Annotated in this window: 23 protein-coding genes, 2 tRNA genes and 1 pseudogene; 17 read left to right on the top strand and 9 right to left on the bottom strand. The window is 67.7% G+C overall.

Annotated features, from left to right (window positions below; translation table 11 throughout):
* Positions 1 to 37 precede the first annotated feature (37 nt).
* The 4 genes from ACQR3U_RS02085 (at position 38) to ACQR3U_RS02070 (ending at position 2,872) form a co-directional block, all read left to right on the top strand.
* Positions 38 to 670 (top strand): DsbA family protein, encoded by a 633-nt coding sequence (locus ACQR3U_RS02085; RefSeq protein ID WP_006551131.1) that lies wholly within the window; start codon positions 38 to 40, stop codon positions 668 to 670.
* A gap of 37 nt (positions 671 to 707) precedes the next feature.
* A complete protein-coding gene (locus ACQR3U_RS02080; protein WP_024100565.1) occupies positions 708 to 1,295 on the top strand; it encodes a GNAT family N-acetyltransferase in 588 nt (195 codons plus the stop codon).
* A 296-nt stretch (positions 1,296 to 1,591) separates the two neighbouring features.
* A complete protein-coding gene (locus ACQR3U_RS02075) occupies positions 1,592 to 2,071 on the top strand; it encodes a ribose-5-phosphate isomerase (RefSeq protein ID WP_230809565.1) in 480 nt (159 codons plus the stop codon).
* 3 nt (positions 2,072 to 2,074) lie between these two features.
* Positions 2,075 to 2,872: an Fpg/Nei family DNA glycosylase gene (locus ACQR3U_RS02070; RefSeq protein WP_230809564.1), complete on the top strand. Its 798-nt coding sequence runs from the start codon at positions 2,075 to 2,077 to the stop codon at positions 2,870 to 2,872.
* A 34-nt stretch (positions 2,873 to 2,906) separates the two neighbouring features.
* On the opposite strand, the gene ACQR3U_RS02065 is transcribed toward ACQR3U_RS02070, so the two are convergent.
* The 6 genes from ACQR3U_RS02065 to ACQR3U_RS02040 all read right to left on the bottom strand — a co-directional run bounded on the left by ACQR3U_RS02065 (position 2,907) and on the right by ACQR3U_RS02040 (position 8,389).
* On the bottom strand, positions 2,907 to 3,668 hold the full coding sequence (locus ACQR3U_RS02065; RefSeq protein ID WP_230809563.1) for a DUF1542 domain-containing protein: 762 nt from the start codon (positions 3,666 to 3,668) through the stop codon (positions 2,907 to 2,909).
* A gap of 56 nt (positions 3,669 to 3,724) precedes the next feature.
* A complete protein-coding gene (locus ACQR3U_RS02060) occupies positions 3,725 to 4,831 on the bottom strand; it encodes a wax ester/triacylglycerol synthase domain-containing protein (protein WP_006551136.1) in 1,107 nt (368 codons plus the stop codon).
* Between the two features lie 119 nt (positions 4,832 to 4,950).
* Positions 4,951 to 5,526 (bottom strand): hypothetical protein, encoded by a 576-nt coding sequence (locus ACQR3U_RS02055; protein WP_230809562.1) that lies wholly within the window; start codon positions 5,524 to 5,526, stop codon positions 4,951 to 4,953.
* A 12-nt stretch (positions 5,527 to 5,538) separates the two neighbouring features.
* On the bottom strand, positions 5,539 to 6,633 hold the full coding sequence (locus tag ACQR3U_RS02050; RefSeq protein WP_230809630.1) for a zinc-dependent alcohol dehydrogenase: 1,095 nt from the start codon (positions 6,631 to 6,633) through the stop codon (positions 5,539 to 5,541).
* Between the two features lie 127 nt (positions 6,634 to 6,760).
* On the bottom strand, positions 6,761 to 7,918 hold the full coding sequence (locus ACQR3U_RS02045; protein ID WP_230809561.1) for a carboxylate-amine ligase: 1,158 nt from the start codon (positions 7,916 to 7,918) through the stop codon (positions 6,761 to 6,763).
* Between the two features lie 397 nt (positions 7,919 to 8,315).
* Positions 8,316 to 8,389: transfer RNA gene (locus tag ACQR3U_RS02040), tRNA-Gly, on the bottom strand.
* A gap of 139 nt (positions 8,390 to 8,528) precedes the next feature.
* Here ACQR3U_RS02040 and ACQR3U_RS02035 point away from each other — a divergent pair.
* The 5 genes from ACQR3U_RS02035 (at position 8,529) to clpX (ending at position 13,051) form a co-directional block, all read left to right on the top strand.
* A tRNA-Pro gene (locus ACQR3U_RS02035) sits at positions 8,529 to 8,605 on the top strand.
* Positions 8,606 to 8,678: 73 nt separating this feature from the next.
* Positions 8,679 to 10,064, top strand: coding sequence for a trigger factor (gene tig, locus ACQR3U_RS02030; RefSeq protein ID WP_346772272.1), 1,386 nt, complete (start codon positions 8,679 to 8,681; stop codon positions 10,062 to 10,064).
* Between the two features lie 143 nt (positions 10,065 to 10,207).
* Positions 10,208 to 10,834: an ATP-dependent Clp protease proteolytic subunit gene (locus ACQR3U_RS02025; protein WP_016691866.1), complete on the top strand. Its 627-nt coding sequence runs from the start codon at positions 10,208 to 10,210 to the stop codon at positions 10,832 to 10,834.
* A 46-nt stretch (positions 10,835 to 10,880) separates the two neighbouring features.
* The gene (locus tag ACQR3U_RS02020) at positions 10,881 to 11,543 is read left to right on the top strand and encodes an ATP-dependent Clp protease proteolytic subunit (protein ID WP_016691867.1); all 663 of its coding nucleotides are present in this window, start codon (positions 10,881 to 10,883) and stop codon (positions 11,541 to 11,543) included.
* Positions 11,544 to 11,773: 230 nt separating this feature from the next.
* Positions 11,774 to 13,051 carry an ATP-dependent Clp protease ATP-binding subunit ClpX gene (gene clpX, locus ACQR3U_RS02015; RefSeq protein WP_006551142.1) on the top strand — a complete coding sequence of 426 codons (1,278 nt, stop codon included), beginning with the start codon at positions 11,774 to 11,776 and terminating at the stop codon, positions 13,049 to 13,051.
* A 93-nt stretch (positions 13,052 to 13,144) separates the two neighbouring features.
* On the opposite strand, the gene ACQR3U_RS02010 is transcribed toward clpX, so the two are convergent.
* On the bottom strand, positions 13,145 to 13,888 hold the full coding sequence (locus ACQR3U_RS02010) for an SDR family NAD(P)-dependent oxidoreductase (RefSeq protein WP_006551143.1): 744 nt from the start codon (positions 13,886 to 13,888) through the stop codon (positions 13,145 to 13,147).
* Positions 13,889 to 13,921: 33 nt separating this feature from the next.
* Positions 13,922 to 14,842: a 3-oxoacyl-ACP reductase gene (locus ACQR3U_RS02005; protein ID WP_230809560.1), complete on the bottom strand. Its 921-nt coding sequence runs from the start codon at positions 14,840 to 14,842 to the stop codon at positions 13,922 to 13,924.
* 202 nt (positions 14,843 to 15,044) lie between these two features.
* Between ACQR3U_RS02005 and ACQR3U_RS02000 the strand changes: the two genes are divergently transcribed.
* The 7 genes and pseudogenes from ACQR3U_RS02000 (at position 15,045) to ACQR3U_RS01970 (ending at position 21,620) form a co-directional block, all read left to right on the top strand.
* Positions 15,045 to 15,662, top strand: coding sequence for a TetR family transcriptional regulator (locus ACQR3U_RS02000; RefSeq protein ID WP_230809559.1), 618 nt, complete (start codon positions 15,045 to 15,047; stop codon positions 15,660 to 15,662).
* A gap of 118 nt (positions 15,663 to 15,780) precedes the next feature.
* Positions 15,781 to 16,944, top strand: a complete 1,164-nt coding sequence (locus ACQR3U_RS01995) for a steroid 3-ketoacyl-CoA thiolase (protein WP_230809558.1) — start codon at positions 15,781 to 15,783, stop codon at positions 16,942 to 16,944.
* 34 nt (positions 16,945 to 16,978) lie between these two features.
* Positions 16,979 to 18,414: pseudogene (locus ACQR3U_RS01990) on the top strand (acyl-CoA dehydrogenase).
* Between the two features lie 6 nt (positions 18,415 to 18,420).
* Positions 18,421 to 19,290 (top strand): MaoC/PaaZ C-terminal domain-containing protein, encoded by an 870-nt coding sequence (locus ACQR3U_RS01985; protein ID WP_230809557.1) that lies wholly within the window; start codon positions 18,421 to 18,423, stop codon positions 19,288 to 19,290.
* The gene (locus ACQR3U_RS01980; RefSeq protein WP_016691875.1) at positions 19,287 to 19,943 is read left to right on the top strand and encodes a PaaI family thioesterase; all 657 of its coding nucleotides are present in this window, start codon (positions 19,287 to 19,289) and stop codon (positions 19,941 to 19,943) included. The genes ACQR3U_RS01985 and ACQR3U_RS01980 overlap by 4 nt, the downstream gene beginning before the upstream one ends.
* 147 nt (positions 19,944 to 20,090) lie before the next feature.
* On the top strand, positions 20,091 to 20,402 hold the full coding sequence (locus tag ACQR3U_RS01975; RefSeq protein WP_372477497.1) for an SDR family oxidoreductase: 312 nt from the start codon (positions 20,091 to 20,093) through the stop codon (positions 20,400 to 20,402).
* 36 nt (positions 20,403 to 20,438) lie between these two features.
* Positions 20,439 to 21,620, top strand: a complete 1,182-nt coding sequence (locus ACQR3U_RS01970) for an alpha/beta hydrolase family protein (protein ID WP_039586891.1) — start codon at positions 20,439 to 20,441, stop codon at positions 21,618 to 21,620.
* Between the two features lie 9 nt (positions 21,621 to 21,629).
* Here ACQR3U_RS01970 and fdhD read toward each other — a convergent pair whose 3' ends face one another.
* Complete coding sequence (gene fdhD, locus ACQR3U_RS01965; RefSeq protein WP_019289053.1) at positions 21,630 to 22,460, bottom strand: formate dehydrogenase accessory sulfurtransferase FdhD; 831 nt, start codon at positions 22,458 to 22,460, stop codon at positions 21,630 to 21,632.
* Positions 22,461 to 22,760: 300 nt separating this feature from the next.
* On the opposite strand from fdhD, the gene ACQR3U_RS01960 reads away from it, so the two are divergent.
* Positions 22,761 to 24,098, top strand: coding sequence for an ammonium transporter (locus tag ACQR3U_RS01960; RefSeq protein WP_006551153.1), 1,338 nt, complete (start codon positions 22,761 to 22,763; stop codon positions 24,096 to 24,098).
* Positions 24,099 to 24,145 lie beyond the last annotated feature (47 nt).

Below are 24,145 nucleotides of genomic sequence, written 5' to 3'. Positions count from 1 at the left end.
GTTGTCCGGCCCGTACGAACTCTTGTGAGGAGATCTCTTGAGCGACCTGACCGCCGCGTCCTCGACCGGCAAGGACATCGCCGACTTCTGGTTCGATCCGTTGTGCCCGTGGTGCTGGATCACCTCGCGCTGGATCCTCGAGGTCACGAAGGTGCGCGACATCGAGGCGCGTTTCCACGTCATGAGCCTGGCCGTGCTGAACGAGGGGCGCGACCTGCCGGAGGAGTACGCCGAGCTGATGACGAAAGCCTGGGGCCCGGTGCGCGTCGCGATCGCTGCGGCGCAGAAGTACGGCGACGACATCCTCTCCCCGCTGTACACGGCGATGGGCACCCGCATCCACAACGAGGGCAACAAGGACTTCGCGGACGTGATCGCCGCGTCGCTCGCCGAACTCGACCTCGACGCCTCGCTGGCCGAGGCCGCCGACAGTGACGCCTACGACGAGGCTCTGCGCACGAGCCATCACGCCGGCATGGACAAGGTGGGCCAGGACGTCGGTACCCCGACGATCCATGTCAACGGCATCGCCTTCTTCGGGCCCGTCCTGTCGAAGATCCCGCGCGGGGAAGAGGCCGGCAAGGTATGGGACGGTGTGGTTGCCCTCGCGTCCTACCCGCACTTCTTCGAGCTCAAGCGCAGCCGCGACGAGGAGCCCGACTTCTCCTGACCGGGCACCGCCGTGGCGCTCGGTAGAGTGCAACGGCGTGTCGAACGATCATGTGGTCCGACCGGCGACGGTGCACGATGTCGAGAAGGCGACGGCAACGCTCGGACGAGCGTTCCGCGACTATCCGTTCACCCGCTACACCGTCGACGGCCGGGACCACGAGACCCGGGTCCGCGACCTCCAAGGGCTCTTCCTCGCCGAGATCGGCATGCGCTGCGGCGAGGTATGGGTCTCCGACGACGTCGACGCCGTGGCCGTCTGGACGACGCCCGGCTCCACCGGACTCGAGGAGGCGTTCACGTCCGTCTCCGATCGGGTGACGGAGCTGCGGGGTGATCGTGCCCGCGCCGCCGAACTGGCCGAGCAGGCCACCGCGGAACTGCAACCGAGCGAGCCAGGGTGGTTCCTGGCCACGGTGGGCGTCGATCCCGCCTCGCAGGGGCGCGGCCTGGGACGGGCCGTCCTCGAACCAGGACTTCGCGCGGCCGAGCGGCAGGGGGTCGCGGCCTGTCTGGAGACCTCCTCGGAGGCGAACGTCGCGCTCTACGAACGTCTCGGATTCGTCGTTACCGGTGTCGTGGAGCTGCCGGACGGCGGCCCGAAGGTCTGGGCGATGCGCCGCTGACCTGCCGGGGCGGGGTTCGCCACGCTCGGGACCGAAGGTCGCAACGCTCCGCCGTACAGACTTGTACTCACTCCGAATTCGATTCTCGGCTTCGGGTCGGGTGCGGACTACCGTGATGCATCACGGCTCGCGGCCTCCGGACTGCCAGCGGCACCCACCCGCCGCGCTACGGTGCACTCTGACCCGCCCCCGGCGTGGTGCCCTCTGACCCGCCCCGGCGGGGTGTGCTCCGACCCGCCCCTCGCACGGCGAACGGCGCCTGCGGGCGAGCGGACGAGTCTCGTTAGACTCGGCCCATGCGCGTTTACCTGGGAGCCGACCACGCGGGCTTCGAACGGAAGAATGAGATCATCGAGCACCTGAAGAAGAACGGCCATGAGCCGATCGACTGCGGTGCGTTCGAGTACGACGCCCTCGACGACTACCCGGCCTTCTGCATCGAGGCTGCTCGGCGCACCGTCGCCGACGAGGGCAGCCTCGGTATCGTGCTCGGTGGCAGCGGTAACGGCGAGCAGATCGCCGCCAACAAGGTGCGAGGTGCGCGCTGCGCCCTCGCCTGGAGCGTCGACACCGCCAAGCTTGCGCGCGAGCACAACAACGCGCAGCTCATCGGCATCGGTGCCCGCATGCACAGCCTCGAGGAGACCCTCGCGATCGTCGACGCCTTCCTGTCGACCGAGTGGTCGAACGAGGAGCGTCACCAGCGCCGTATCGACATCCTCGCCGAGTACGAGAAGACCGGCGAGGCTCCGGCAGTGCCCGGCGCACCTGCCTGATCCGTGCCCGAAGGACACATCCTGCACCGGCTTGCCCGGCTGCACCACGAGTGGTACTCGGGTGCGCCGGTGCGGGTGTCCAGTCCGCAGGGGCGCTTCGCCGACGGTGCCGCCGCCGTGGACGGGCGCGTCCTGACCCACGCGGACGCGTGGGGCAAGCATCTCTTCCACCACTACGAGGGCGGTCTCGCCGTCCACGTGCACCTCGGTATCTACGGTGAGTTCACCGACCGCGAGTTGCCGCTCGGCGAACCGGTCGGACAGGTGCGGATGCGGATGATCGGCGCGCGCCACGGCAGCGACCTGCGTGGTCCGGCGGCGTGCGAGGTGCTCACCCCCGGCGAGGTCGAGACGATCGAGGCCCGGCTCGGTCCAGACCCGCTGCGACCCGACGCCGATCCCGAGCGGGCATGGCGCCGTATCGGCAGATCACGCACCGCGATCGGCGCGTTGCTCATGAACCAGGCCGTCATCGCCGGCGTCGGCAACGTCTACCGCGCAGAAGTGCTCTTCCGTCACGGCATCCATCCGGAACGTCCGGGAAACAAGCTGTCCCGCAGAGAGTTCGACGCGATCTGGGCCGACCTCGTCGAACTGATGAACGTCGGTGTGGAGCACGGGCGCATGCACGTCGTGCGACCCGAACACGACCACGGCGCACCGGCCTACGCCAAGAACAGGCCCCGGACGTACGTCTACCGCCGTGCCGGCGAACCCTGCCGGATCTGCGGGACTCCCGTTCTGCACTCGGTCATGCAGGCGCGGAACCTGTTCTGGTGCCCGGTCTGTCAGCCGAGCTGACCCGACTCAGCAGATCCGACTCAGCAGATCCGACTCAGAAATCGAAGCCCCCGAAATCGAATCCGCCGCCGTCTCCGCCACCGAAGTCGTCACCGCCTCCGTACTCGTCGCCCCCGCCGAAGTCGTCGCCGGCACCTGTCTCCGCCGACGGATCACCGACACCGGATTCGAATGCCTGCGCGTCGTAGGGGACACCGGCCATCCCGGCGAACATCGTCGAGAAGAGCATCATCGAGCCGACGCCCCACGCGCCCGCGACCAGGGCGGGCTTCCACCACGGCTCCGAATACCAGCCCGCAGGGACAGGCCGGCCCGCGACGCGGCCGCCGGGGTAGTAGTTCGGCGTCGCGGAGGACGGTGACGGCGACGCGGCGATGGTGCGGCCCTCGAAGTCGACGGTGCGCTTCTCGGTGACCTCGCCGGCGGACTTCTGTCCGTCGAGCGTTGGGATCTCCGGCCCCGGGTCCATGCCCATCGCCAGGCGCGCAGCTCGGATGTAGTACAGACCTTCGAGCGCGGTCTGTTTCGCGAGACGCGCCTGCATCGGCGAGTTCGCCTGTTCGATCTGGGAGCCGGCGGCGGTGAAGCGCTCGGAGGCGTCCGCCAGCGCCTGACGCGAGGCGTCGTCGGTGCCGGTCAGATTGTAGATCTGGCCGCCGAGACGCTCGATCGCCTGCCGTGCGTCGGCCTTGGCGTCGTCGAGGGTGACGGTGCGGTGACGGGTGGTGCTCTTCTGGGAGCGGGAGACGAAGTACACCACGGCACCGACGGCGGCGAGGATGAGCAGAAGTTCCACGGCCCGATCCTTCCGGTGGGGGAGGGTCCTGTCCTCCAGCGTACCGACGCGGGGAGTCACTCCCCGAGGACCGCGCGCATCCCTTCCTGCAGGCACGAATCGAACGAATCGCGGTTGGGGACGACCGTGGGGTCCACCGCCAGGCCCATGCAGCAGGTGTCGCGATAGGACATCGCCGACGCGGTCATCATCGCGCCGTCGGCCGCACCGAAGCCGTAGTACCGCTCGATCTTCGCGCCGCCGACGTAGAGCGGCGCGTGGGAACCGGGGAGCGTGGACACCACCACGTCCCGCGGACCGACGGCGATGTCGGAGTGTGCTCCGGCGGAGGACGGGAACGAGATGTCGATGCGTCGCATGAGATCGACCGTGTCCATCGCGTGGATGTCCGCCTCGTCCTCGGGTGCCATAGGCACCGCCCCGCCGTCCGGCCCGGGGACGACGACACGCAGATCGTCGATCGAGCGGCCGTGCCGCCGCCGGTACTCGCTGCACGCGAGGAGCATCGCAGTGGAGAACCCGCTCGACACGCGGCAGCCCGCGCGTTCGCAGGCGTGACGCAGGGCGGCGAGATCCGCGTCGAGTACGTGCAGTCGCGGCGCGCGGGGTGCGGGCTCCTCGTGGTCGCCGGTGCGTCCGAGCAGGGCGTTGATCAATCCGGTGCCCAGCGAGGTGAACATGTGCGCCGCGGTGCGGAACGACTCGACGCCCTGTTCGGACACCGATCTCGCCCACGACAACATGGACTCGGACTGACCGGGTGAGGGTGCCGAGCCGAGATGCCGGAGCCGGATCACCAGCGCCGACTGGCCACCGCCGAGGCCGTCGAGCAAGGTCAGTTCCCAGCGCGGGTGCCGGAGACCCGAGGGGTCGGGGGCCGTGCGGGCGTAGGCGAGTACCTCCTCGAAAGTCGCCGGGGCGGGCAGGGCGACCCGCTCGAGATGCCACGGCGGATCCGAGTCGGGATGCCCGGCGCGGCGCGGCGGATCGAGCCCGAACGGCAGTTCCACCACCCGGTGCCGGAAACTGGGCGACTCGTGGTTGCCGGGCGCGAGCACGGCGGCGACCCGATCCCAGTCGGGGGTGGCATCGAGAAGGACCGCGGCGACGACGGAGGAGCCGGGAGAGAGGGCCCGGGGGAGGTCGTCGGAGGTGTCCTTCACAAGAGGGACGGTCTCATATCGTGAACGACGCACACCCCTGCTTGACTCTCGCTTTGCACTATCGAGTCGAAAAGGTGACACGTCGTTGCTGGATTCGGGATCTCCCCACGTGCCGGTTCTCACCTCCGTGAGCGCCCTTTCCGGCGTACCACCACCGCTGCGCCCAGACCCGCTGCGGCGATCCACGGTGCGCCGGAGACGAACGGATCGAGCCACTGGTGGTTGACGTCGGCACGCGAACTCCGCCGCCTCGACGCCCCGCCGTGCGCGGTGATCTCCGACCGGATCCCGCTCTCGGTCACGGGATTGTCGGGACGGCCCTGCATCAGGGCCCGGACCCGGCTCTCGGCGACGTCGATGCGGTCGGCGCCGATCAGGAGCAGCCAGTGCGCGGCGCGGCCTTCGCTGTAGCGGCAGTAGGCGTGCCTGCGCACGACGCCGGACAGTCCCTTCAGCGGCGCCGTGGTGCCGAAGACCGGGGTGACGAAGGCATGCTCGATCGAGCGTTCGCGGGTCTCGTACCCGGGCTGGCGTTCGGGGAAGTCCCAGTGCGCGCCGGTCGTCTCAGGTGCGAAGCGTTCCTTCGGCACCGAGGGCCGATCGCGAGGATCCAGGTCGACTCCCCATCCGGGGATGCGGGCGCGCAGTTGGTCGGGGGTCTCCGGGGGTTCGGGCTTGTCTGCGGTGTAGGCCATGGCGGATCCTCCTCAACTCCCGTCGGCGACGATGATCGGCTTGATGCACCTGTCGAGCTTCGACGAGAACATGTGGTAGGCCTCGGGGATGTGTTCGAGCGGGACACGGTGCGTGACGATGTCGTTCGGCTTCAGATAGCCGTTGCGGACGTGCTCGAACAGACGGGGCCACTGACGTTTGACGGGGCACTGGTTCATCCGCAAGGTCAGCCCCTTGTTGCGTGCGTCGCCGAACTTCACGGCACTGAAGATCGGGCCGTAGGCACCCACCACCGAGACGGTGCCGCCCTTGCGGACACCGTCGATGGCCCAGTTCAGCGCGACCGGCGAGCCACCTTGCATCTTCAATTTGGCGGCCGTGACGTGCTGCAGGAAGTTGCCGTCGGCCTCCGCCCCGACCGCATCGATGGCGACGTCCGCTCCGAGATGACCGGTGATCTTCTTCAGGTGGACGATGATGTCGTCGTACTCCGCGAAGTTGTAGGTCTCGGCGTGAGCGAAGGTCCGGGCCTTCTCCAGCCGGTACTCGAGGTGGTCGATCACGATGACCCGGCCGGCACCCATGAACCAGGCGGACTTCGCCGCGTACAGGCCCACCGGTCCGGCGCCGAAGACCACGACCGTGTCGCCCTCGACGATGTCACCCAGCTGTGCACCGAAGTAGCCGGTCGCGAGGGCGTCGGTGAGCATCAGGGCGTCCTCGCCGTCCATCCAGTCGGGCACGATGGTTGGGCCGACGTCGGCGAACGGCACCCGCACGAACTCGGCCTGGCCGCCGTCGTAGCCGCCGCAGGTGTGCGAGTAACCGTAGATGCCGCCGACCGCGGTGGCGTTGGGGTTGACGTTGTGGCAGTTGGAGTACAGGCCGCGCGCGCAGAAGAAGCACGACCCGCAGAAGACGTTGAACGGGACCATGACCCGGTCGCCGGGTTTCAGGTTCTGCACCGACGGCCCGACCTCGTGGACCACCCCGACGAACTCGTGACCGAAGGTCGTACCGACGCGGGTGTCGGGCATCATCCCGTGGTAGAGGTGCAGGTCGGAACCGCAGATCGCCGCCAACTCGACGCGCACGATGGCGTCGTTGGGGTGCTCGATCCGGGGAATGTCCTACTCTTCGACGCGGACCCGATAGGGGCCGCGATAGACCATCGCGCGCATACGTGCTCCCTCGTCCTGGCTCGTGTGGTCGCGAATACCCGAGGGAAGGCGCTCCAAACGGCAGGTCGCGGGATCAGAGCGCGGGGACGTCCGGGGCGGGATGGGCTCCGCCGGACAGTGGAGGGGTCTGCGGTCCGGCGACGAACGCCCGGTGGAGCGCGTCGACGACGTCGGCGACGGCGTGACGGCGGGCGAACGCGCGTCGCTGCAGCATCGCCCCGGTGCCGCGGGCGAGGATCGCCTCCCACATCGCCACCGCGCACCGGCGGTCGCCGGCCTCCTCCAGTCGGGGGCCGATGTACCGGAGGAAGGCGCGGAAGGACTGCTGCGCGGTGGTGGGCCGCCCGGTGAACACGTCGACGGCACGTCCGGTCGGCCCCTCACGAGCAGCGCACAGGTACGCGGCGTGGACGACCTCGTCGGCGACCGGAGGAGCAGTGATGCCCGCCCGGACCTCTCGTTCGGCGGTGGCGACGAGCGCGCGGACGAGCATCGCCAGGAGAACAGTCTCGTCGACCGTCGCCGGCACGTCGCTCACCCGGATCTCGACGGTGGGCAGATGCGCCGAGGGACGCACGTCCCAATAGATCATGCCCGGATCGAGGATGTTGCCGCTCTCGATCATCATGGCGACGATCGCGTCGTAGTGCTCCGCCGACGTGAACCGCGGGGGAGGACCCGCGCACGGCCACCGGGAGGCCATGATCGCCCGCCAACTGGCGTACCCGGTGTCGCGGCCCCGATGGATGGGCGAGTTGGCCGTCGCGGCCAGCAGGGTGGGCAACCACACCCGGACGTGATTGCACACCAGGACGGCGGTTTCGCGGTCCGCGACACCGACGTGGACGTGGCAGCCGCAGACCTCCTGCTCCTCGGCGAGACGTCCGTACCGCTCGGCCATCGTCCGGTAGCGCGGCACATCCGTCACGGACGCGAGCTTCTGGAGCGTGGGCGACACACCCGACGCGAGCAGACCCGCGTGCGCCTCCCGCGCGGCCGCGGCTGCGACGGTCCGGCCCTCGACGATACGCGCGCGCAATTCGGCCGAGCTGCGGCAGACCGGTGTGTTCACCTCGACCTGGATGCGTTTGAGCTCGTAGTCCATGTCGAGTCCGAGCCGGGCGGCTGCGGCCACGACGAGGTCGTTGCTCGCGGTCAGCCGTTCGGAGGTCGGGTCGACGAGGAAGAACTCCTCCTCGACGCCGACGGTCGGAGCGGGGGTCGGGGGCATGTCCGGAGTCGGTCTGTGGCGCCGAGGCATCGTTGCTTCCCTGCATAGCGAGGCGCCGTCGGTACAGCCGGCGCCGTCGTTGACGCCGGCGCCTTCTCGACCGACCGCTGACCTACGGGGGTGAGACGACGATACTCGGATTTCACACCGGAGAACGGCATTCGATGGTGTGGAGGGACCGACCGGAGGTGGGGCGGGGGTCGGTCCCTCCACACCCCCTACGGTGTCATCCGACGACGCCCCACCCGTTCGCGGTCGCGTCCGCTGGAGGGACGCGACGAGGAATCACGACGCGGTGGTTCGTGCGGTCGTCGGAATGCGGATGGGCTGGGCCGGACGGGACGGTCCGGAACGACGAAGCCCGCCGGTGCTGTGTGCACCCGGCGGGCTTCCTCCGTGGAGGGGATGACGGGAATCGAACCCGCGTAGCCAGTTTGGAAGACTGGGGCTCTACCATTGAGCTACATCCCCGTTGCGCCTGCAGTGCCGGTGTCGACCGGTGCTGCGGCTTGCGAGATGAGACTGTACCGGACCTCGCTTTGGATTTCATAATCGGGGGGCCGTAGGATTCTGCGATGGGTCCCGCGGTCGGATGCGGTGCCTTCACGACCGGGATGTGGCGCAGCTTGGTAGCGCATCCGCTTTGGGAGCGGAGGGTCGCAGGTTCGAATCCTGTCATCCCGACCAGATCGAACAGCGTCAGCGCGCTCAGTAGTGACACGAACGACCGACAAGAGAGCACGACAGAAGGAGCATGTCCGTGAAGAGCACCGTCGAGCAGCTGAGCCCGACGCGAGTCCGTATCAATGTTGAGGTGCCCTTCGAGGAGCTCCAGCCTGATTTCGACCGCGCTTTCAAGGCCCTCGCCGGCCAGGTCCGCATCCCGGGCTTCCGCCCCGGTAAGGCACCTCGCAAGATCCTCGAGGCCCGCGTCGGCCGCGGAGCCGTCCTGGACCAGGTCATCAACGAGGCCATCCAGAGCCGCTACAGCGAAGCCGTGACCGCGAACGACGTCAAGGTCATCAGCCAGCCCGAGATCGACGTCACCAAGCTCGAGGACAACGTCGAGCTGGCGTTCACCGCCGAGGTCGACGTGCGTCCCGAGATCACCCTCCCCGATTTCTCCGAGATCGCCGTCACCGTCGATCCCGTCGAGATCACCGACGAGGACATCGCCGAGCAGCTTCTGTCGCTGCGTCAGCGCTTCGGCACCCTGACGGGTGTCGAGCGTCCGGTGCAGGACGGCGACTTCGTCTCCATCGACCTGTCCGCGACGGTCGACGGCAACGAGGTTCCAGAGGCCGCCACCGAGGGCCTGTCGCACGAGGTCGGCTCCGGCCAGCTCATCGACGGACTCGACGAGGCGATCATCGGCCTGTCCGCCGGCGAGTCGAAGGAGTTCACCTCCACGCTGGTCGCCGGCGAGTACGCCGGTAAGGAAGCCGTCGTCACCGTCAAGGTCAACACCGTCAAGCAGCGCGAGCTGCCCGAGGCCGACGACGAGTTCGCGCAGCTCGCGAGCGAGTTCGACACCATCGGCGAGCTCGAGGCCGACCTCCGCGAGCGCGTCCAGCGCGTCAAGCAGGTCGAGCAGGCCGGCCAGATCCGCGACAAGGTCCTCGAGGTTCTCCTCGAGACCGTCGACATCCCGGTTCCCGAGGCTGCCGTCCAGGCCGAGGTCGACAGCGCGCTGCACGACGCGATCCACGAGCTCGATCACGACGAGACCAAGCTGAACGAGCTGCTCGAGGCCCAGGGTTCGAGCCGCGAGGAGTTCGACAAGGAAGCACGCGAGTCCGCCGAGCGTTCGGTGAAGACCCAGCTGCTCCTCGACGCGATCGCCGAGGCGGAGAACACCACGGTCGAGCAGCAGGAGCTGACCGAGCGCATCTTCTTCCAGGCGCAGCGCTACGGCATCCCGCCGGAGCAGTTCATCCAGCAGATCAGCCAGGCCAACCAGCTAGGTGCCGTCTTTGCCGACGTCCGCCGCGGCAAGGCGCTCGGCACCGTCGTCGATCGCGCCAACGTGACCGACACCACGGGTGCGACCGTCGACACCGCCGAGCTGTTCGGCACCAAGAAGGACGATGACGCCGAGGGCGAGAACGCCGAGGCGGAGACCACCGAGGACTCGGCCTCCGAGTAGTCGGACGACCCGCGGAGATTCGAAACCCCAGGGGCCACGAATTTCCGCTTTCAGCGAAGAGGGGCGGCACCGGGCATCCGGTGCCGCCCCGTTTCGTTAGTGTCAGTGTCAGCAACCCACGATCGACGAGAAGGCAGGTACCCGTGACTCCTCAGAATCCGGCGACATCCATCGGTCCCGCGATGACCTCGGCCACTGCTGGGCTGAACCTCAGCGACTCGGTGTACGAACGCCTGCTCCGCGAGCGCATCATCTTCCTGGGCACCCAGGTCGACGACGACATCGCGAACAAACTGTGCGCGCAGATCCTTCTGCTGTCGGCCGAGGACCCCACCCGCGACATCTCCCTGTACATCAACTCACCGGGCGGTTCGGTCACCGCCGGTATGGCGATCTACGACACGATGAAGTTCGTCGAGTGCGATGTCGCGACCTTCGCGATGGGTCTCGCCGCCTCGATGGGTCAGTTCCTGCTCTCCGCCGGTACCAAGGGCAAGCGTTACGCACTCCCGCACGCGCGGATCATGATGCACCAGCCGTCCGCAGGCATCGGTGGTACGGCGAGCGACATCGCGATCATGGCGGAGCAGTTCGCACACACCAAGCGCGAGATGGCCGAGCTCATCGCGGAGCACACGGGCCAGTCGGTGGAGCAGATCACCAAGGACTCCGACCGCGACCGCTGGTTCACGGCGCAGCAGGCGCTCGAATACGGCTTCGTCGACCACGTCGTCTCCCGGGCGCAGCAGGCCGGCGGCACCGCCAACTAGGTCCCGGCCCGATCTGCCCTCACACCACCGAATTCTTGGAGAAGCGATGACCAACATGTTCGATCCGCGCCAGCTCGGCGGCGCCGCTCCTGCCTCGCCCGCGAGCCGCTACATCCTCCCGTCGTTCATCGAGCACTCGAGCTACGGCGTCAAGGAATCCAACCCGTACAACAAGCTGTTCGAAGAGCGCATCATCTTCCTCGGCGTCCAGGTCGACGACGCGTCCGCCAACGACGTGATGGCCCAGCTGCTGGTGCTCGAGTCGCTCGATCCCGACCGCGACATCACCATGTACATCAACTCGCCGGGTGGTTCGTTCACCTCGCTCATGGCGATCTACGACACCATGCAGTACGTCCGCGCCGACATCACCACGGTGTGCCTCGGGCAGGCGGCATCCGCCGCGGCCGTCCTGCTCGCCGCCGGCACCCCCGGCAAGCGTCTGGCGCTGCCCAACGCTCGCGTGCTCATCCACCAGCCCGCGACGGGTGGCATCCAGGGACAGGTCTCCGACCTCGAGATCCAGGCCGCCGAGATCGAGCGCATGCGTACCCTCATGGAGAACACGCTCTCGAAGCACACCGGTAAGGATCCCGAGCAGATCCGCAAGGACACCGATCGGGACAAGATCCTCACGGCGGAGCAGGCAGTCGAATACGGTCTGATCGACCGGGTCCTCGAGTACCGCAAGCTCTCGGCCCAGAAGTAGAACGTCGCAGGCGGTTCCGGAAGGCACGGTGCCTTCCGGAACCACCGACGCCGGGACTGTGATCGCCGACACATGTTGTGGTGTACAAATATGACCGGAAACGCGCAGAACCGGTCGACCTGCGCGCCGACATCCGGGTACGGTCGATCAAAGGGCCCGCTCCCCGGGACCGCCCCGTGTGGTGGTTGCGGGACCGGTTGCACGCACACGAGGAAGTAGGGACCTGACTGATGGCACGTATCGGTGACGGCGGAGATCTGCTCAAGTGCTCCTTCTGCGGAAAGAGCCAGAAGCAGGTCAAGAAGCTCATTGCGGGCCCCGGTGTCTACATCTGCGACGAGTGCATCGATCTCTGCAACGAGATCATCGAGGAGGAGCTGGCCGAGACCAGCGAGGTCAAGCTCGACGAGCTGCCCAAGCCGGCCGAGATCCGCGACTTCCTCGACAACTACGTGATCGGCCAGGACGACGCCAAGCGCACGCTGGCCGTGGCGGTCTACAACCACTACAAGCGCATCCAGGCCGGCGACAAGGGCCGCGACTCCCGCGGTGAGACGGTCGAACTCGCGAAGTCCAACATCCTGCTTCTCGGCCCCACCGGTTGTGGCAAGACCTACCTCGCGCAGACGCTCGCGAAGATGCTCAACGTGCCCTTCGCCATCGCCGACGCCACCGCACTGACGGAGGCCGGCTACGTCGGTGAGGACGTCGAGAACATCCTCCTCAAGCTCATCCAGGCCGCCGACTACGACGTCAAGCGCGCCGAGACCGGCATCATCTACATCGACGAGGTCGACAAGATCGCCCGCAAGAGCGAGAACCCGTCGATCACTCGCGACGTGTCGGGCGAGGGCGTGCAGCAGGCGCTGCTGAAGATCCTCGAAGGCACCCAGGCATCCGTCCCGCCGCAGGGTGGTCGCAAGCATCCGCACCAGGAGTTCATCCAGATCGACACCACGAACGTGCTGTTCATCGTGGCGGGTGCATTCGCGGGTCTCGAGAAGATCGTCTCCGACCGCGTCGGCAAGCGCGGCATCGGCTTCGGCGCCGAGGTTCGGTCGAAGGCCGAAATCGACACCACCGACCACTTCGCCGACGTCATGCCCGAGGACCTCATCAAGTTCGGCCTGATCCCGGAGTTCATCGGTCGTCTGCCGATCCTCGCGTCGGTGACCAATCTCGACAAGGAATCACTCGTCCAGATCCTGTCGGAGCCGAAGAACGCTCTGGTCAAGCAGTACGTGCGCCTGTTCGAGATGGACGGCGTCGAACTCGAGTTCTCCCAGGACGGACTCGAAGCGATCGCCGACCAGGCGATCCTCCGTGGCACCGGCGCCCGCGGGCTCCGCGCCATCATGGAGGAGGTGCTCCTGCCCGTGATGTACGACATCCCCAGCCGCGACGACGTCGCCAAGGTCGTGGTCACCGCCGAGACCGTCAACGACAACGTCCTTCCGACGATCGTGCCGCGCAAGACCGATCGGGAACGGCGCGACAAGACCGCCTGATTCCGAAGACCCTTCGGAACTGCACGAGCGCCTCGGCACGAAAGTGCCGAGGCGCTCGTCGTCTTTGGCGGTCGAATCCGGTCCGTCGGTGGATCAGCGCAGTGTGATGGTCCCGCCGTCGACCATGAGTGTCTGGCCCGTCATGTAGGACGCATCCTCACTGGCCAGAAAGACCGCGACACGGCCGATATCGGCCTGCGGGTCACCGAAGCGGTGCATCGGGGTCTTCGCCAGTAGCGCCTCCTCGACGCCGGGGTTGGCCGCGATGTACGCCTCGACGCCCTCGGTCAGTGCCAGAGGCGAGATGACGTTGACATTGATGTCCTCCGCGGCCCATTCGTTCGCCGCGACCCGGCTGATCGCCCGGATCGCTTCCTTCGCAGCGGCGTACGAACTCTGCGTGGCGCTCCCTTCGATCCCGGCTCCCGACGCGAAGTTGATCACCGACCCCTTGTTCGCGGCGAGCTGGGCGTGCGCTGCCTTCATCAATCGGAAGGTCGGATAGAAGCCCGTGCCGAACGACAGGTCGAGCATCTCCTGTGTGGTCTCGAGCAGTGGCGCCTGTCGGGATGCGTGCGCATTGTTGACGAGCACGTCGAGCTTTCCGAACCGTTCGACGGCCGCCGCGACGATCGTCTCGGCGCTCGACTCGTCGGAGATGTCCGCGTACAGGAATTTCCCGGCTTCGCCGACCTCGGCTTCGAGGGCTTCACCCGCGGGCCGGTCGATGTCGACGAACAGGACGCGGGCACCCTCGCCCATGAATGCTCTGACGATGCCGCGTCCGATCCCTCCGGCACCACCGGTGACGATCGCGACCTTGTCTGCAAGTCTCATGTTTGCTCCCTTCGTGGGTGCGGTGTCAAGCGATCAGTCGACGGCCAGTGCGACCTTCTCGAGTTCCGCGATGCTGTAGGCGGCGTAGGTCTCGTACGGGCCGCGGCCGATGAAGTACGACGAGAGCTGCTCGTCGAGTTCCTCGACCGTGAATGCCGAACCGGCTGCGTCGAAGCAGTTCTCGACGGTCGGCGCTGCCATGAGCGCGACCATTTTTCCGTACACCACGAACACCTGTCCGGTGATCTCCGAGGAGGCCGGCGAGGCGAGGTAACGCACGAGGGTGGCCACGCGCTCCGGCGCCAGGGGATCGAGTCCGGTCGTGGCGCCGGCCTCGCCGAAGGCCTCCGCGGTCATCGCGGTGCGTGCGCGGGGGCAGATCGCATTCGCGGTGACGCCGTAGCGCGCCAGCCCCTGCGCCGTGGACAGTGTCAGTGCCGTGATGCCTGCCTTCGCAGCGGAATAGTTCGGCTGTCCGGCGGAACCGAAGAGGAAGGCCTCCGACGAGGTGTTGACGACGCGGCCGTAGACCGGTCCACCCGCAGCCTTGCTCGCCTGACGCCAGTACACCGCCGCCGCATGTGAGGTGGCGGCATGGCCCTTGAGGTGCACTCGGATCACGTCGTCCCAGTCGGACTCGGTGAGGTTGAAGATCATCTTGTCGCGGATGATGCCCGCGTTGTTGACGAGGATGTCGAAGGACCCGAATGCCTTGACCGATTCCTCGACGAGGCGACCGCCGAGAGCCCAGTCGGACACGTCGCCGGTGACGGCGATGGCCTGGCCTCCCGACGCGACGATTTCCTCTGCCACCTCGTGCGCTGCGTCGCCCACGTCGTTGACGACGACTGCGACGCCTGCCTCGGCGAGGGCGAGGGCTTCGGCGCGGCCCAGGCCGGCCCCGGCGCCGGTCACGACCGCCGCGCGCCCGGCCAGACTTACGGATTCACCCATGGAACGTCTCCTGTTCGATGGCGGCGGTTCGTCAGTGCACCGCGCCGGAATTAGTATTCATTCTAGTCTCGGGTGGTGGTTGGTCCACCCACTGGACAGGTCCCACTGGCCGGGATCAGGCGGGATACGAGACGTGCCCACCTGGAACGTTCGTCGCCGCAGTGGTCGATGCGCCACCGGTCGTGAAGGGGAGGAACCGAGCATGCCCAGACTTGCGGAGGCCCGGGACGCCGCAGAACCGAGTTCGGCGGAACAGCATGCGCGATACGGCCGGATCATCGACGCTGCCGCACAGTTGGGGGCGGTGAAGGAACTCGAACGCGTTCGGATGCAGGAGGTCGCCGAACTCGCCGGCGTCGCCATCGGGACCCTCTACCGCTACTTTCCGTCCAAGACCCATCTGTTCGTCGCGGTCATGGTGGATCGGATCGATCGGATGGGAATCCACCTCTCCAGGCGCTCGCAGTCGTCCTCGTCGCCTGTCGACGTCGTATACGACGCGTTGCTGCAGGCCACCCGGGCGCTCGTGCGCACTCCGTTACTGGCGAACGCGATGATCCGATCCGCCGCGTCGTCGAACGCCGTCACCATTCCCGACGTGGCGAAGATCGACCAGCACTTCGACGGACTGCTCCTGGCCGCCGCGGGTATCGCGGAACCCACGGTGCGGGACGCGACCGTCGTGCGGTTGGTCGTGGCGCTGTGGTTCGGTCTCGTCCAGTCCGCGCTCAACGGGCGGATATCGATCCCCGAGGTGGAGTCCGATCTGCGCGTCGCGTGCGACCTTCTGCTGGTCGATCTGCCCGCCGGTACGCGTTGACGGGCAATTCTCGAAGATCGCATTCCGCAAGGTCCGTCCCGCTCGTTGGGACTGCGCAGGAAACTGCGGTCACCGTCACTAGAATAAATTTCAATATCTTCGAGAGCTGGGAGTAGGCATGAGCAAGGTCGTCATCGTGGAGGCCGCGCGGACACCGATCGGTCGTCGCCGCGGACAGCTGGCCGGGGTCCACCCCGCGGTGTTGCTCGGTGCCGCCCAGAAGGCCGTTCTCGACCGCACCGGCCTCCCCGCCGACCAGATCGGTCAGCTCGTCGGAGGCGCCGTCACCCAGGCGGGGGAACAGTCGAACAACGTGACCCGGCAGGCCTGGCTCCACGCAGGTCTCCCGTACACGACCGCGGCGACGACCATCGACTGCGCGTGCAGTTCGTCGCAGCAGGCGGTCCACATGGTGGCGGGCCTGATCGCGTCCGGGCAGATCGACGCCGGAATCGGATGCGGCGTCGAGGTCATGAGCCGCGTGTTCCTCGGCCAGGCAAACGCCCCGGGCACCGGCAACCCCTATCCGGACGACTGGTCGATCGACATGGGCGACCAGTTCACCTCTGCCGAACGTATCGCCCACAAGCGCGGCATCAAACGTGACGATGTCGATGCTCTCGGATTCGAGTCGCAGCGTCGCGCCGCAGCCGCGTGGGCCGAGGGGCGCTTCGACCGCGAGATCGTCCCGGTGCAGGCGCCGGTCGTGACCAAGGAGGGCGAGCCCACCGGTGAGATCGCGACCGTGACGCGTGACGGAGGTCTTCGCGAAACCACCGCGGAAGGACTCGCCGGTCTCCGGCCGGTCATCGAGAACGGAATCCACACCGCCGGAAACTCCTCCCAGGTCAGCGACGGCGCGGCCGCCGTACTGCTGATGAGTGAGGACAAGGCGCGCGAGTCGGGTCTGCGGCCACGTGCCCGTATCCTCGCGTCGACGCTCGTCGGTTCGGACCCGTACTACCACCTCGACGGCCCCATCGACGCGACTCGCGCGGTACTCGAGCGCACCGGAATGTCCTTGTCCGACATCGACATCGTCGAGATCAACGAAGCCTTCGCTTCGGTCGTGTTGTCCTGGGCGCAGGTCCACGGGGCCGACATGAGCAAGGTCAACGTCAACGGCGGCGCCATCGCGCTCGGCCACCCCGTCGGTTCCACCGGCTCGCGACTGATCACCAGTGCCCTGCACGAACTCGAGCGCTCGGGCCGTTCGACTGCGCTGGTCACGATGTGTGCGGGTGGCGCGATAGCCTCCGCCACCATCATCGAGCGCATCTGACGCCGGACATTCTGCTATCCGAAGGGACCCGATCATGACTCTGGGATTGAGCGACGAGGACCGCGAGCTCCGTGATTCCGTACGCGGCTGGGCGGCACGACACGCCACACCCGACGTGATCCGCACGGCCGTCGAAGCGAAGACGGAAGCCCGCCCGACGTACTGGAGCTCGTTCGCCGAACTCGGCATGCTGGGATTGCACCTGCCCGAAGAGGTCGGAGGCGCCGGTTTCGGACTACTCGAAACGGCGATCGTCGCAGAAGAACTCGGACGGGCCATGGTGCCGGGCCCGTTCCTTCCGACCGCGATCGTGTCCGCGGTCCTCGACGAGGCCGGCCGTCGCAGCGAACTCGACGGGCTCGCGGACGGTTCGCTGTTCGGTGCGGTCGCCCTGCAGCCGGGGGACCTGCGCGTGGAGCGCGACGGCGATTCCGTCACGCTCTCGGGAACCTCCGGTGTCGCCCTCGGCGGCCAGGTCGCGGATGTGTTCCTGCTCGCGGCCGACGACGGTGGTGAGAGGGTCTTCGTCGTCGTGACCCGTGACCGGGTCGAGGTCACGAACCTGCCCAGCTACGACGTGATCCGCCGCAACGCCGAGATCACCGTGAGCGCCCTGAGGTTGTCCGACGGGGACGTGCTGAGATCGGACCCGCATCGGATCGTCGATATCGCCGCGACCTTGTTCGCCGCCGAGGCCGCCGGTCTCGCGGACTGGGCGACCACCACCGCCGCGGACTATGCGCGGGTCCGCAAGCAGTTCGGCCGTGTCATCGGACAGTTCCAGGGTGTCAAGCACACCGTCGCCCGGATGCTCTGCCATACCGAACAGGCCCGGGTCGTGGCCTGGGATGCTGCCCGTGCGCATGCCGAGGACGTGTCGGACGACGAGGCGTCGCTCGCCGTCGCAGTTGCCGCGTCCATCGCCCCGGAGGCCGCCTTCCAGGTCACCAAGAACTGCATCCAGGTGCTCGGCGGTATCGGCTACACCTGGGAGCACGACGCGCACCTGTACATGCGCCGCGCGCAGTCCCCCCGGATCCTGCTCGGCTCCTCTCGCACGATTCGACTTTCGGTGCCGGCTGCGAGACCCTCATGGCGCTCGCGAACGGTATGCCCGGTGGGCCGGACGACGAACAACTCACCGTCCTCGGCAAGGTTCTCGGCGATGCCGCGTCCGGTGGCCTCATGGGTCTGCGCACCGCTCTCCGCTCCCTGGCCGGTGCACAGCCGGGTGCCGAGTCCTCCGTCGCCAAGCTCCTCGGCGTCGAGCACCTCCAGCAGGTCTGGGAGACCGCGATGGACTGGGCCGGTACTGCGTCGTTGCTCGACGACCAGGACCGAACTTCGGCGACCCACATGTTTCTCAACGTGCAGTGCATGTCCATCGCCGGTGGGACGACCAACGTCCAGCTGAACATCATCGGTGAGAGGCTTCTCGGCCTGCCCCGCGATCCCGAGCCCGGAAAGTGACGCCCCATGCCCATCGATACCGATGTCGCGCTCTCCGCTGCGCCCACCGTCCGCGATGCCTCGTGGACCGAACGCGATGTGATCCTCTACCACCTCGGTCTGGGTGCGGGTGTCGACTCGCTCGATCCCGCCGAACTGCGGTGGGTGTACGAGAAGGACCTGCGGGTCCTGCCGACCTTCGCGATGGTCGCCAGTCAGGGTGTCTCTGCCGGTGCGGTGACACAGGCCGGACTGAGCCTGCCGGGAATCGACATCGACCTGCGCAGGATCCTGCACGGTGGCCAGTCCGTCACCGTGCACGCCCCGATCCCGATCTCGGGTTCGGCGACCGTCTCGTCTCGCATCTCCGATGTGTGGGACAAGGGCAAGGCCGCCGTGATCGTGCTCGAACAGTCCGCAGTGGATGCCGACGGAAACCCGTTGTGGACCAGTGCGATGCAGATCTGGGCGCGCGGTGAGGGCGGCTTCGGCGGAGACGCCGGGCCCCATGTGTCGAACGCAGTGCCGGAACGGGACGCCGACAAGACCCTGGTGTCACCTACGAGCACGCAACAGGCACTGGTGTACCGGCTCAGTGCCGACATGAACCCGCTGCACGCGGATCCCGAATTCGCGAAGACAGCCGGTTTCGATCGGCCGATCCTGCACGGACTCGCCTCGTACGGTGTCGTGTGCAAGGCCGTCGTCGACGGTGTGCTCGGTGGAGACCCGACCCGGGTCCGGTCGTTCTCGGTCCGCTTCGCCGGCACGCTGTACCCCGGGGAGACGATCGAGACGGAGGTCTGGCGAGACGACGACACCCTCACCCTGCTCGCCACATGTCCCGAGCGCGACGGGCAACCGGTGCTCACCCACGCCACGATGGAGATTCGATGAGAGTCGACCCGGACACCCACCCCGTCGTCGGACACGCGCCCGACGGTACGGTTCTGACCTCGGCACCGCAGGACACCGCCGTCGACCGCGCCACCGCCGCCGCGCGGCGCGTGGTGGACGCGTTGCTGCGCACCGACCGTGGCAACGCGAATCTCGAGCGGGTCGCCGAAGAGCTCGACAATATCGCCGAGCACCTCGAGGAACACGCTCCCGAAGTGCGGGAGCGACTGATCGACATGTGGCACGGGGAGGGCGTCACCCGGCACGATCCGGTCACCGGTCCGGAGAACGCGCTCGCTCCGCCGCTGGTGTTGGCCGGTCGCGAAGACGGATCGGTGGAAGGCGTCGTAGAACTGACCTTCCCGTACCAGGGCCCGCCCGGGCACGTGCACGGCGGAGTCTCCGCCCTCCTGCTCGATCACACGCTGGGTGTGGCGAACGCCTGGGCCGGGCGCAGCGGCGCCACCGCACAGCTCAACGTGCGGTACCACCGGCCGACCCCACTGTTCGAGCCGCTGACGATCACCGGTCGTCTGGTCGAGCAGGACGGCCGCAAGATCAACACGGTCGGCGAGATCAGGACCGCGGACGGCACGGTGTGCGTGTCCGTGGAAGCGCTGTTCATCGACAGGACGGTTCCCCGTCCTCGCTGACGGCCTGCGCCGCACACGCCGTCGTATCGGAAAGGAACGGCATGCGGAAGTTGGACGGGCGGGTGGCGATCGTCACCGGCGCCGGGATGGGGATCGGCCGCGGATCTCGTCCCGACCGACGTCACCGACCGCGCACAGGTGCACGCCATGGTGGATGCCGCGGTGCGCGAATTCGGCACTGCGCAGCACGACCGTACTGCGGCTCGGGAATGGGCATCGAAACTGGTGTGCTGCAACGTGATCTGCCCCGGCGTGCCGAGCGCGGCATACAGACGGGTGGCGGCGGCCGACCCGCAGATGGCCGCCACGCAGGCCGCGGCGAACCCGATGGGCCGCATCGGCGACCCTCTCGACGACATCGGCACGGTCGCAGCCTTTCTCGCGAGCGACGACTCCCGCTATCCCACAGGCAACACGCTGTTCGTCGACGGCGGTAGCCACGTCAACGGCGTGCAGTGAGCGCCGAACGTGGACTGACATCCCAACGGAGGATTCATGCTCTCTCGTACTTCCCGGCGTGTGATGGCAGTACTCGCCGCAGCGTCGATGCTCGGCATCACGTCCTGCTCCGACTTCGGCGACGACGCCGAGGAGACTGCCGGGGGACCCGGCTCCCTCGTCACCGAACGCACCCTCACCGGTACGGCGGCGCTTCCCAGCGCGTCGCGAACGCATCTGATCACCTACCTGTCCGATGGTGCCGATCGGCGCCCCACCCTCGTTTCGGGCACGGTCGCGATCCCCGAGGGAGAAGCGCCCGCCGGAGGCTGGCCCGTGATCAGCTGGGCGCACGGCACCACCGGGGTCGGTGACGCCTGTGCGCCGTCCGCCGACACCCCCGGTGGTCCCGCCCACTCCTACATCAGCAGGACGACTGCCATGCTCGACCGGTGGGTCGCAGACGGCTACGCCGTGGTCCAGACCGACTACGAAGGCCTCGGCACACCGGGCGGACATCCCTACATGAACGGAGACAGCGCAGCCGACAGTGTCGTCGACATCGTGCGTGCCGCTCGTCAACTCGATCCGGCTATCGGCACCCGATGGATCGCGATGGGACACAGTCAGGGCGGGCACGCCGCGCTGTATGCGGCGGCTCGTGGCACGGAACGCGCCCCTGAACTCGAACTGCAGGGCGCGGTCGCCTTCGCCCCGGGCAGTCGCACGAGTGAGACGGCCGAGTACTACGCGACCGCCGGACCCGCGATCGGTCCGGCGCTCGGGTTCCTGCCGGTGCTGCTGCTCGGAGCGCAGGCGGCGGACCCGAGCATCGACGCCGACGCGATGCTCACCGACGCCTCCCGCCCCTTGCTCGACGCCGCGCGCACCGGGTGCATGGACGACATCCGCGAGGTGGCGAGCACGGTACCGGTGGATCAGGTGTTCGCTCCGGATGCGGACCTCGAACCGCTCCGTGAGTACTACGCCGGTCAGGAGGTCGAACCGCTCACCCTGAGGGTGCCGACGCTCGTCGTGCAGGGAAGCGACGACGCGCTGGTACTGCGTCCGGTCACCGATCAGGTGACCGCGGCGCTGTGCGGCAACGGAGCCGACCTGAGCTATCGGGTATACGACGGAGCCGATCACCGAGCGGTACTCGAGGAGTCCGTCGACGACGTGCGGGCGTTCGTCGACGGAGTACGCGCGGGCGAGGCGCAGGACGGCACGTGCGGTTGATGCCGCCGATCAGTCGGTCTTGATGCGTTCGGGGACGGTGTAGACGTTCATCGTGTCGCCGCGGAGGAAGCCCACGAGGGTGAGGTCGGACTCCGCGGCGAGATCGACGGCCAGCGACGACGGCGCCGAGACCGCCGCGAGCACGGGGATCCCGGCCATGACCGCCTTCTGCACGAGTTCGAACGAGGCGCGTCCGCTCACCATGAGCACGCTGTGCGAGAGCGGCACCCGGTTGTCGGTCAGGGCCCAGCCGATCACCTTGTCGACGGCGTTGTGCCGGCCGACGTCCTCGCGCAGGGCCAGCAGCGCCCCGTCGGGGGTGAACAGTGCGGCCGCGTGCAGACCGCCGGTCGACTCGAAGACCTGCTGGTGCCGACGCAGCGTGTCGGGCAGTTCGGTGAGGGTGTGCGTTCCGATAGAGGTGGTGCCGGCATCCTTCAGTGGATATCGCGTGCGCGTGCGCACCTCGTCGAGCGAGTTCTTCCCGCACACCCCGCACGCGGAGGTCGTCGTGAATGCGCGTCGCCCCGTCCCTTCGGGGACGGTGACGCCGGGCGCGAGGGCGACGTCGAGAACGTTGTAGGTGTTGGCGCCGCTCTCGTCCACCCCGTCGCAGTAGCGAACGGCGGCGATGTCCTCGCGACTGCCGATCATCCCTTCGGCCAGCAGGAATCCGTGGACGAGATCGACGTCGTGACCGGGGGTGCGCATCGTGATGGTGAGCGACTCACCGCCGACCCTGATCTCGAGCGGTTCCTCGACGGCGAGGGTGTCGGGACGTCGCGTCGCCCTGTCCGCAGTGATGCGCAGTACCGGTCGACGTGTCGTGACCCGTCCCATCGTCTACCTCCCAGATGCGTGCAGCGGTTCGAGCCGTCGATCCCGCGGAACCCGGGCAGGGCAGGGATACCCGGGTGGCACAGGTTGTGCACACCGCGGGATGCGGCGTCTCGTCCTCCATACTGCCTGCCCGGACGCAACGGCATCCCCGTCCGGTGAACTGCGGTGGCGTTACACGAAGTTCACCCGCGCCTCGCAGGGACATTACAGAGTGGGTCCACTCTCAGGGGACGGTGATGAATGTGGGTCACCGACTGACGTAGGGGTCGTGAACCCCGGGATCGAACAGGGTGGACTTATATGGAACAGGCACTCGCGGCCGCCGATACCGCCTGGGTTTTGGCGGCGTTCACAGCAGTCGTACTGATGGTTCCGGGCCTGGCGCTGTTCTACAGCGGCATGCTCGGAGTCAAGAGCGCGCTCAACATGATCATGATGGTGTTCGGTGGATTCGCCGTCACAGCCGTCCTGTGGGTGCTGTTCGGTCCGGCCGCCGTGCTCGGTGACAGCGTCGGGGGCCTCGGCCTCATCGGCGATCCCTTCACCGACATCGGTCTGGGCTCGCTGCTCGAGGAGGACCCGGACGGAGGGATGCCCGCCGCACTGACCGCGGCCTTCCACCTCCTCTTCGCAGGCATCACGGTGGCGATCATCGCCGGTGGTGTCGCGGACCGGATGAAGTTCTCGGCGTGGCTGGTGTTCTCGGGCATCTGGGTCGTCCTCGTCTACTTCCCGGTCGCGCACTGGGTCTTCGCCTTCGACGACGAGGAAGCGGGCACGAAGGGCGGATGGATCGCCAACACGCTCGCCGCCCACGACTTCGCCGGCGGCACCGCCGTGCACATGAACTCGGGTGTCGCGGCGCTGGCACTCGCCATCGCACTCGGTCGCCGCCGTGGATTCCCGCACGTGGCACGTCCCCACAACCTGCCCCTCGTCGTGCTCGGTGGCGGAATCCTGCTGTTCGGCTGGTTCGGCTTCAACGGCGGTTCGGCGGGCGGCGCCAACCACACGGCCGGTGTCGTCGTCCTCAACACGCTCGTCGCCGCGATGGCCGGCCTGCTCGGCTGGCTGATCGTCGAACGCATCAAGGAGAAGCACGCGACGACGCTCGGTGCCATCTCGGGCGTGATCGCCGCACTCGTGGGCATCACGCCCGCAGCGAGCCTCGTGTCCCCGCTCGGTGCCCTGCTGATCGGCGTGGTCTCCGGTGCCGTCGGCTGCTTCGCCGTGAGCTGGAAGTTCCGCATGGGCTACGACGACTCACTCGACGTCGTTGCCATCCACCTCATGGGCGGCGTCGTAGGCACCACCCTCATCGCCTTCGTCGCGACGGCCGCCGCGCCGGCCGGTGTCGACGGTCTGTTCTTCGGCGGCGGGATCGACTTCCTCGGACGCCAGATCGTCGCGATGGCCGCGGTGTTCGCCTACTCGTTCGCGGTGACCTTCCTGATCGCGAAGGCGCTCGACAAGATCATGGGCATCCGGGTCGACACCGAGACGGAGATGCGGGGCATCGACGTCCCGGTCCATGGGGAGACGGCCTACGTGATGGACTCGTTCTCACCCACCGGTCCGTCGACGCTCCGTCCCGAGGCGTTCGCCGAGGATCGCGACGTGATCGTGCCCAAGTCCTGACCGGCGAGCTTCACCGATCGAACGGCAGGAGCCCTTACCGCACCGGG

This window comes from Rhodococcus sp. IEGM1339 (genome assembly GCF_050321925.1).
Taxonomy (GTDB): domain Bacteria; phylum Actinomycetota; class Actinomycetes; order Mycobacteriales; family Mycobacteriaceae; genus Rhodococcus; species Rhodococcus pyridinivorans.
The sequence above is the reverse complement of the archived record's forward strand: the minus strand, read 5'-3'. Positions and strand labels throughout refer to the sequence as shown.

Bases quoted from the DNA above. Each gene is read 5' to 3' on its own strand.
- ACQR3U_RS02075 (WP_230809565.1), top strand. From the start codon at position 1,592: ATGCGCGTTTACCTGGGAGCCGACCACGCGGGCTTCGAACGGAAGAAT.
- ACQR3U_RS02055 (WP_230809562.1), bottom strand. From the start codon at position 5,526: ATGGCCTACACCGCAGACAAGCCCGAACCCCCGGAGACCCCCGACCAA.
- ACQR3U_RS02045 (WP_230809561.1), bottom strand. From the start codon at position 7,918: ATGCCCCCGACCCCCGCTCCGACCGTCGGCGTCGAGGAGGAGTTCTTC.
- ACQR3U_RS02020 (WP_016691867.1), top strand. From the start codon at position 10,881: ATGACCAACATGTTCGATCCGCGCCAGCTCGGCGGCGCCGCTCCTGCC.
- clpX (WP_006551142.1), top strand. From the start codon at position 11,774: ATGGCACGTATCGGTGACGGCGGAGATCTGCTCAAGTGCTCCTTCTGC.
- ACQR3U_RS02010 (WP_006551143.1), bottom strand. From the start codon at position 13,888: ATGAGACTTGCAGACAAGGTCGCGATCGTCACCGGTGGTGCCGGAGGG.
- ACQR3U_RS02005 (WP_230809560.1), bottom strand. From the start codon at position 14,842: ATGGGTGAATCCGTAAGTCTGGCCGGGCGCGCGGCGGTCGTGACCGGC.
- ACQR3U_RS02000 (WP_230809559.1), top strand. From the start codon at position 15,045: ATGCCCAGACTTGCGGAGGCCCGGGACGCCGCAGAACCGAGTTCGGCG.
- ACQR3U_RS01995 (WP_230809558.1), top strand. From the start codon at position 15,781: ATGAGCAAGGTCGTCATCGTGGAGGCCGCGCGGACACCGATCGGTCGT.
- ACQR3U_RS01985 (WP_230809557.1), top strand. From the start codon at position 18,421: ATGCCCATCGATACCGATGTCGCGCTCTCCGCTGCGCCCACCGTCCGC.
- ACQR3U_RS01980 (WP_016691875.1), top strand. From the start codon at position 19,287: ATGAGAGTCGACCCGGACACCCACCCCGTCGTCGGACACGCGCCCGAC.
- ACQR3U_RS01975 (WP_372477497.1), top strand. From the start codon at position 20,091: ATGGTGGATGCCGCGGTGCGCGAATTCGGCACTGCGCAGCACGACCGT.
- ACQR3U_RS01970 (WP_039586891.1), top strand. From the start codon at position 20,439: ATGCTCTCTCGTACTTCCCGGCGTGTGATGGCAGTACTCGCCGCAGCG.
- fdhD (WP_019289053.1), bottom strand. From the start codon at position 22,460: ATGGGACGGGTCACGACACGTCGACCGGTACTGCGCATCACTGCGGAC.
- ACQR3U_RS01960 (WP_006551153.1), top strand. From the start codon at position 22,761: ATGGAACAGGCACTCGCGGCCGCCGATACCGCCTGGGTTTTGGCGGCG.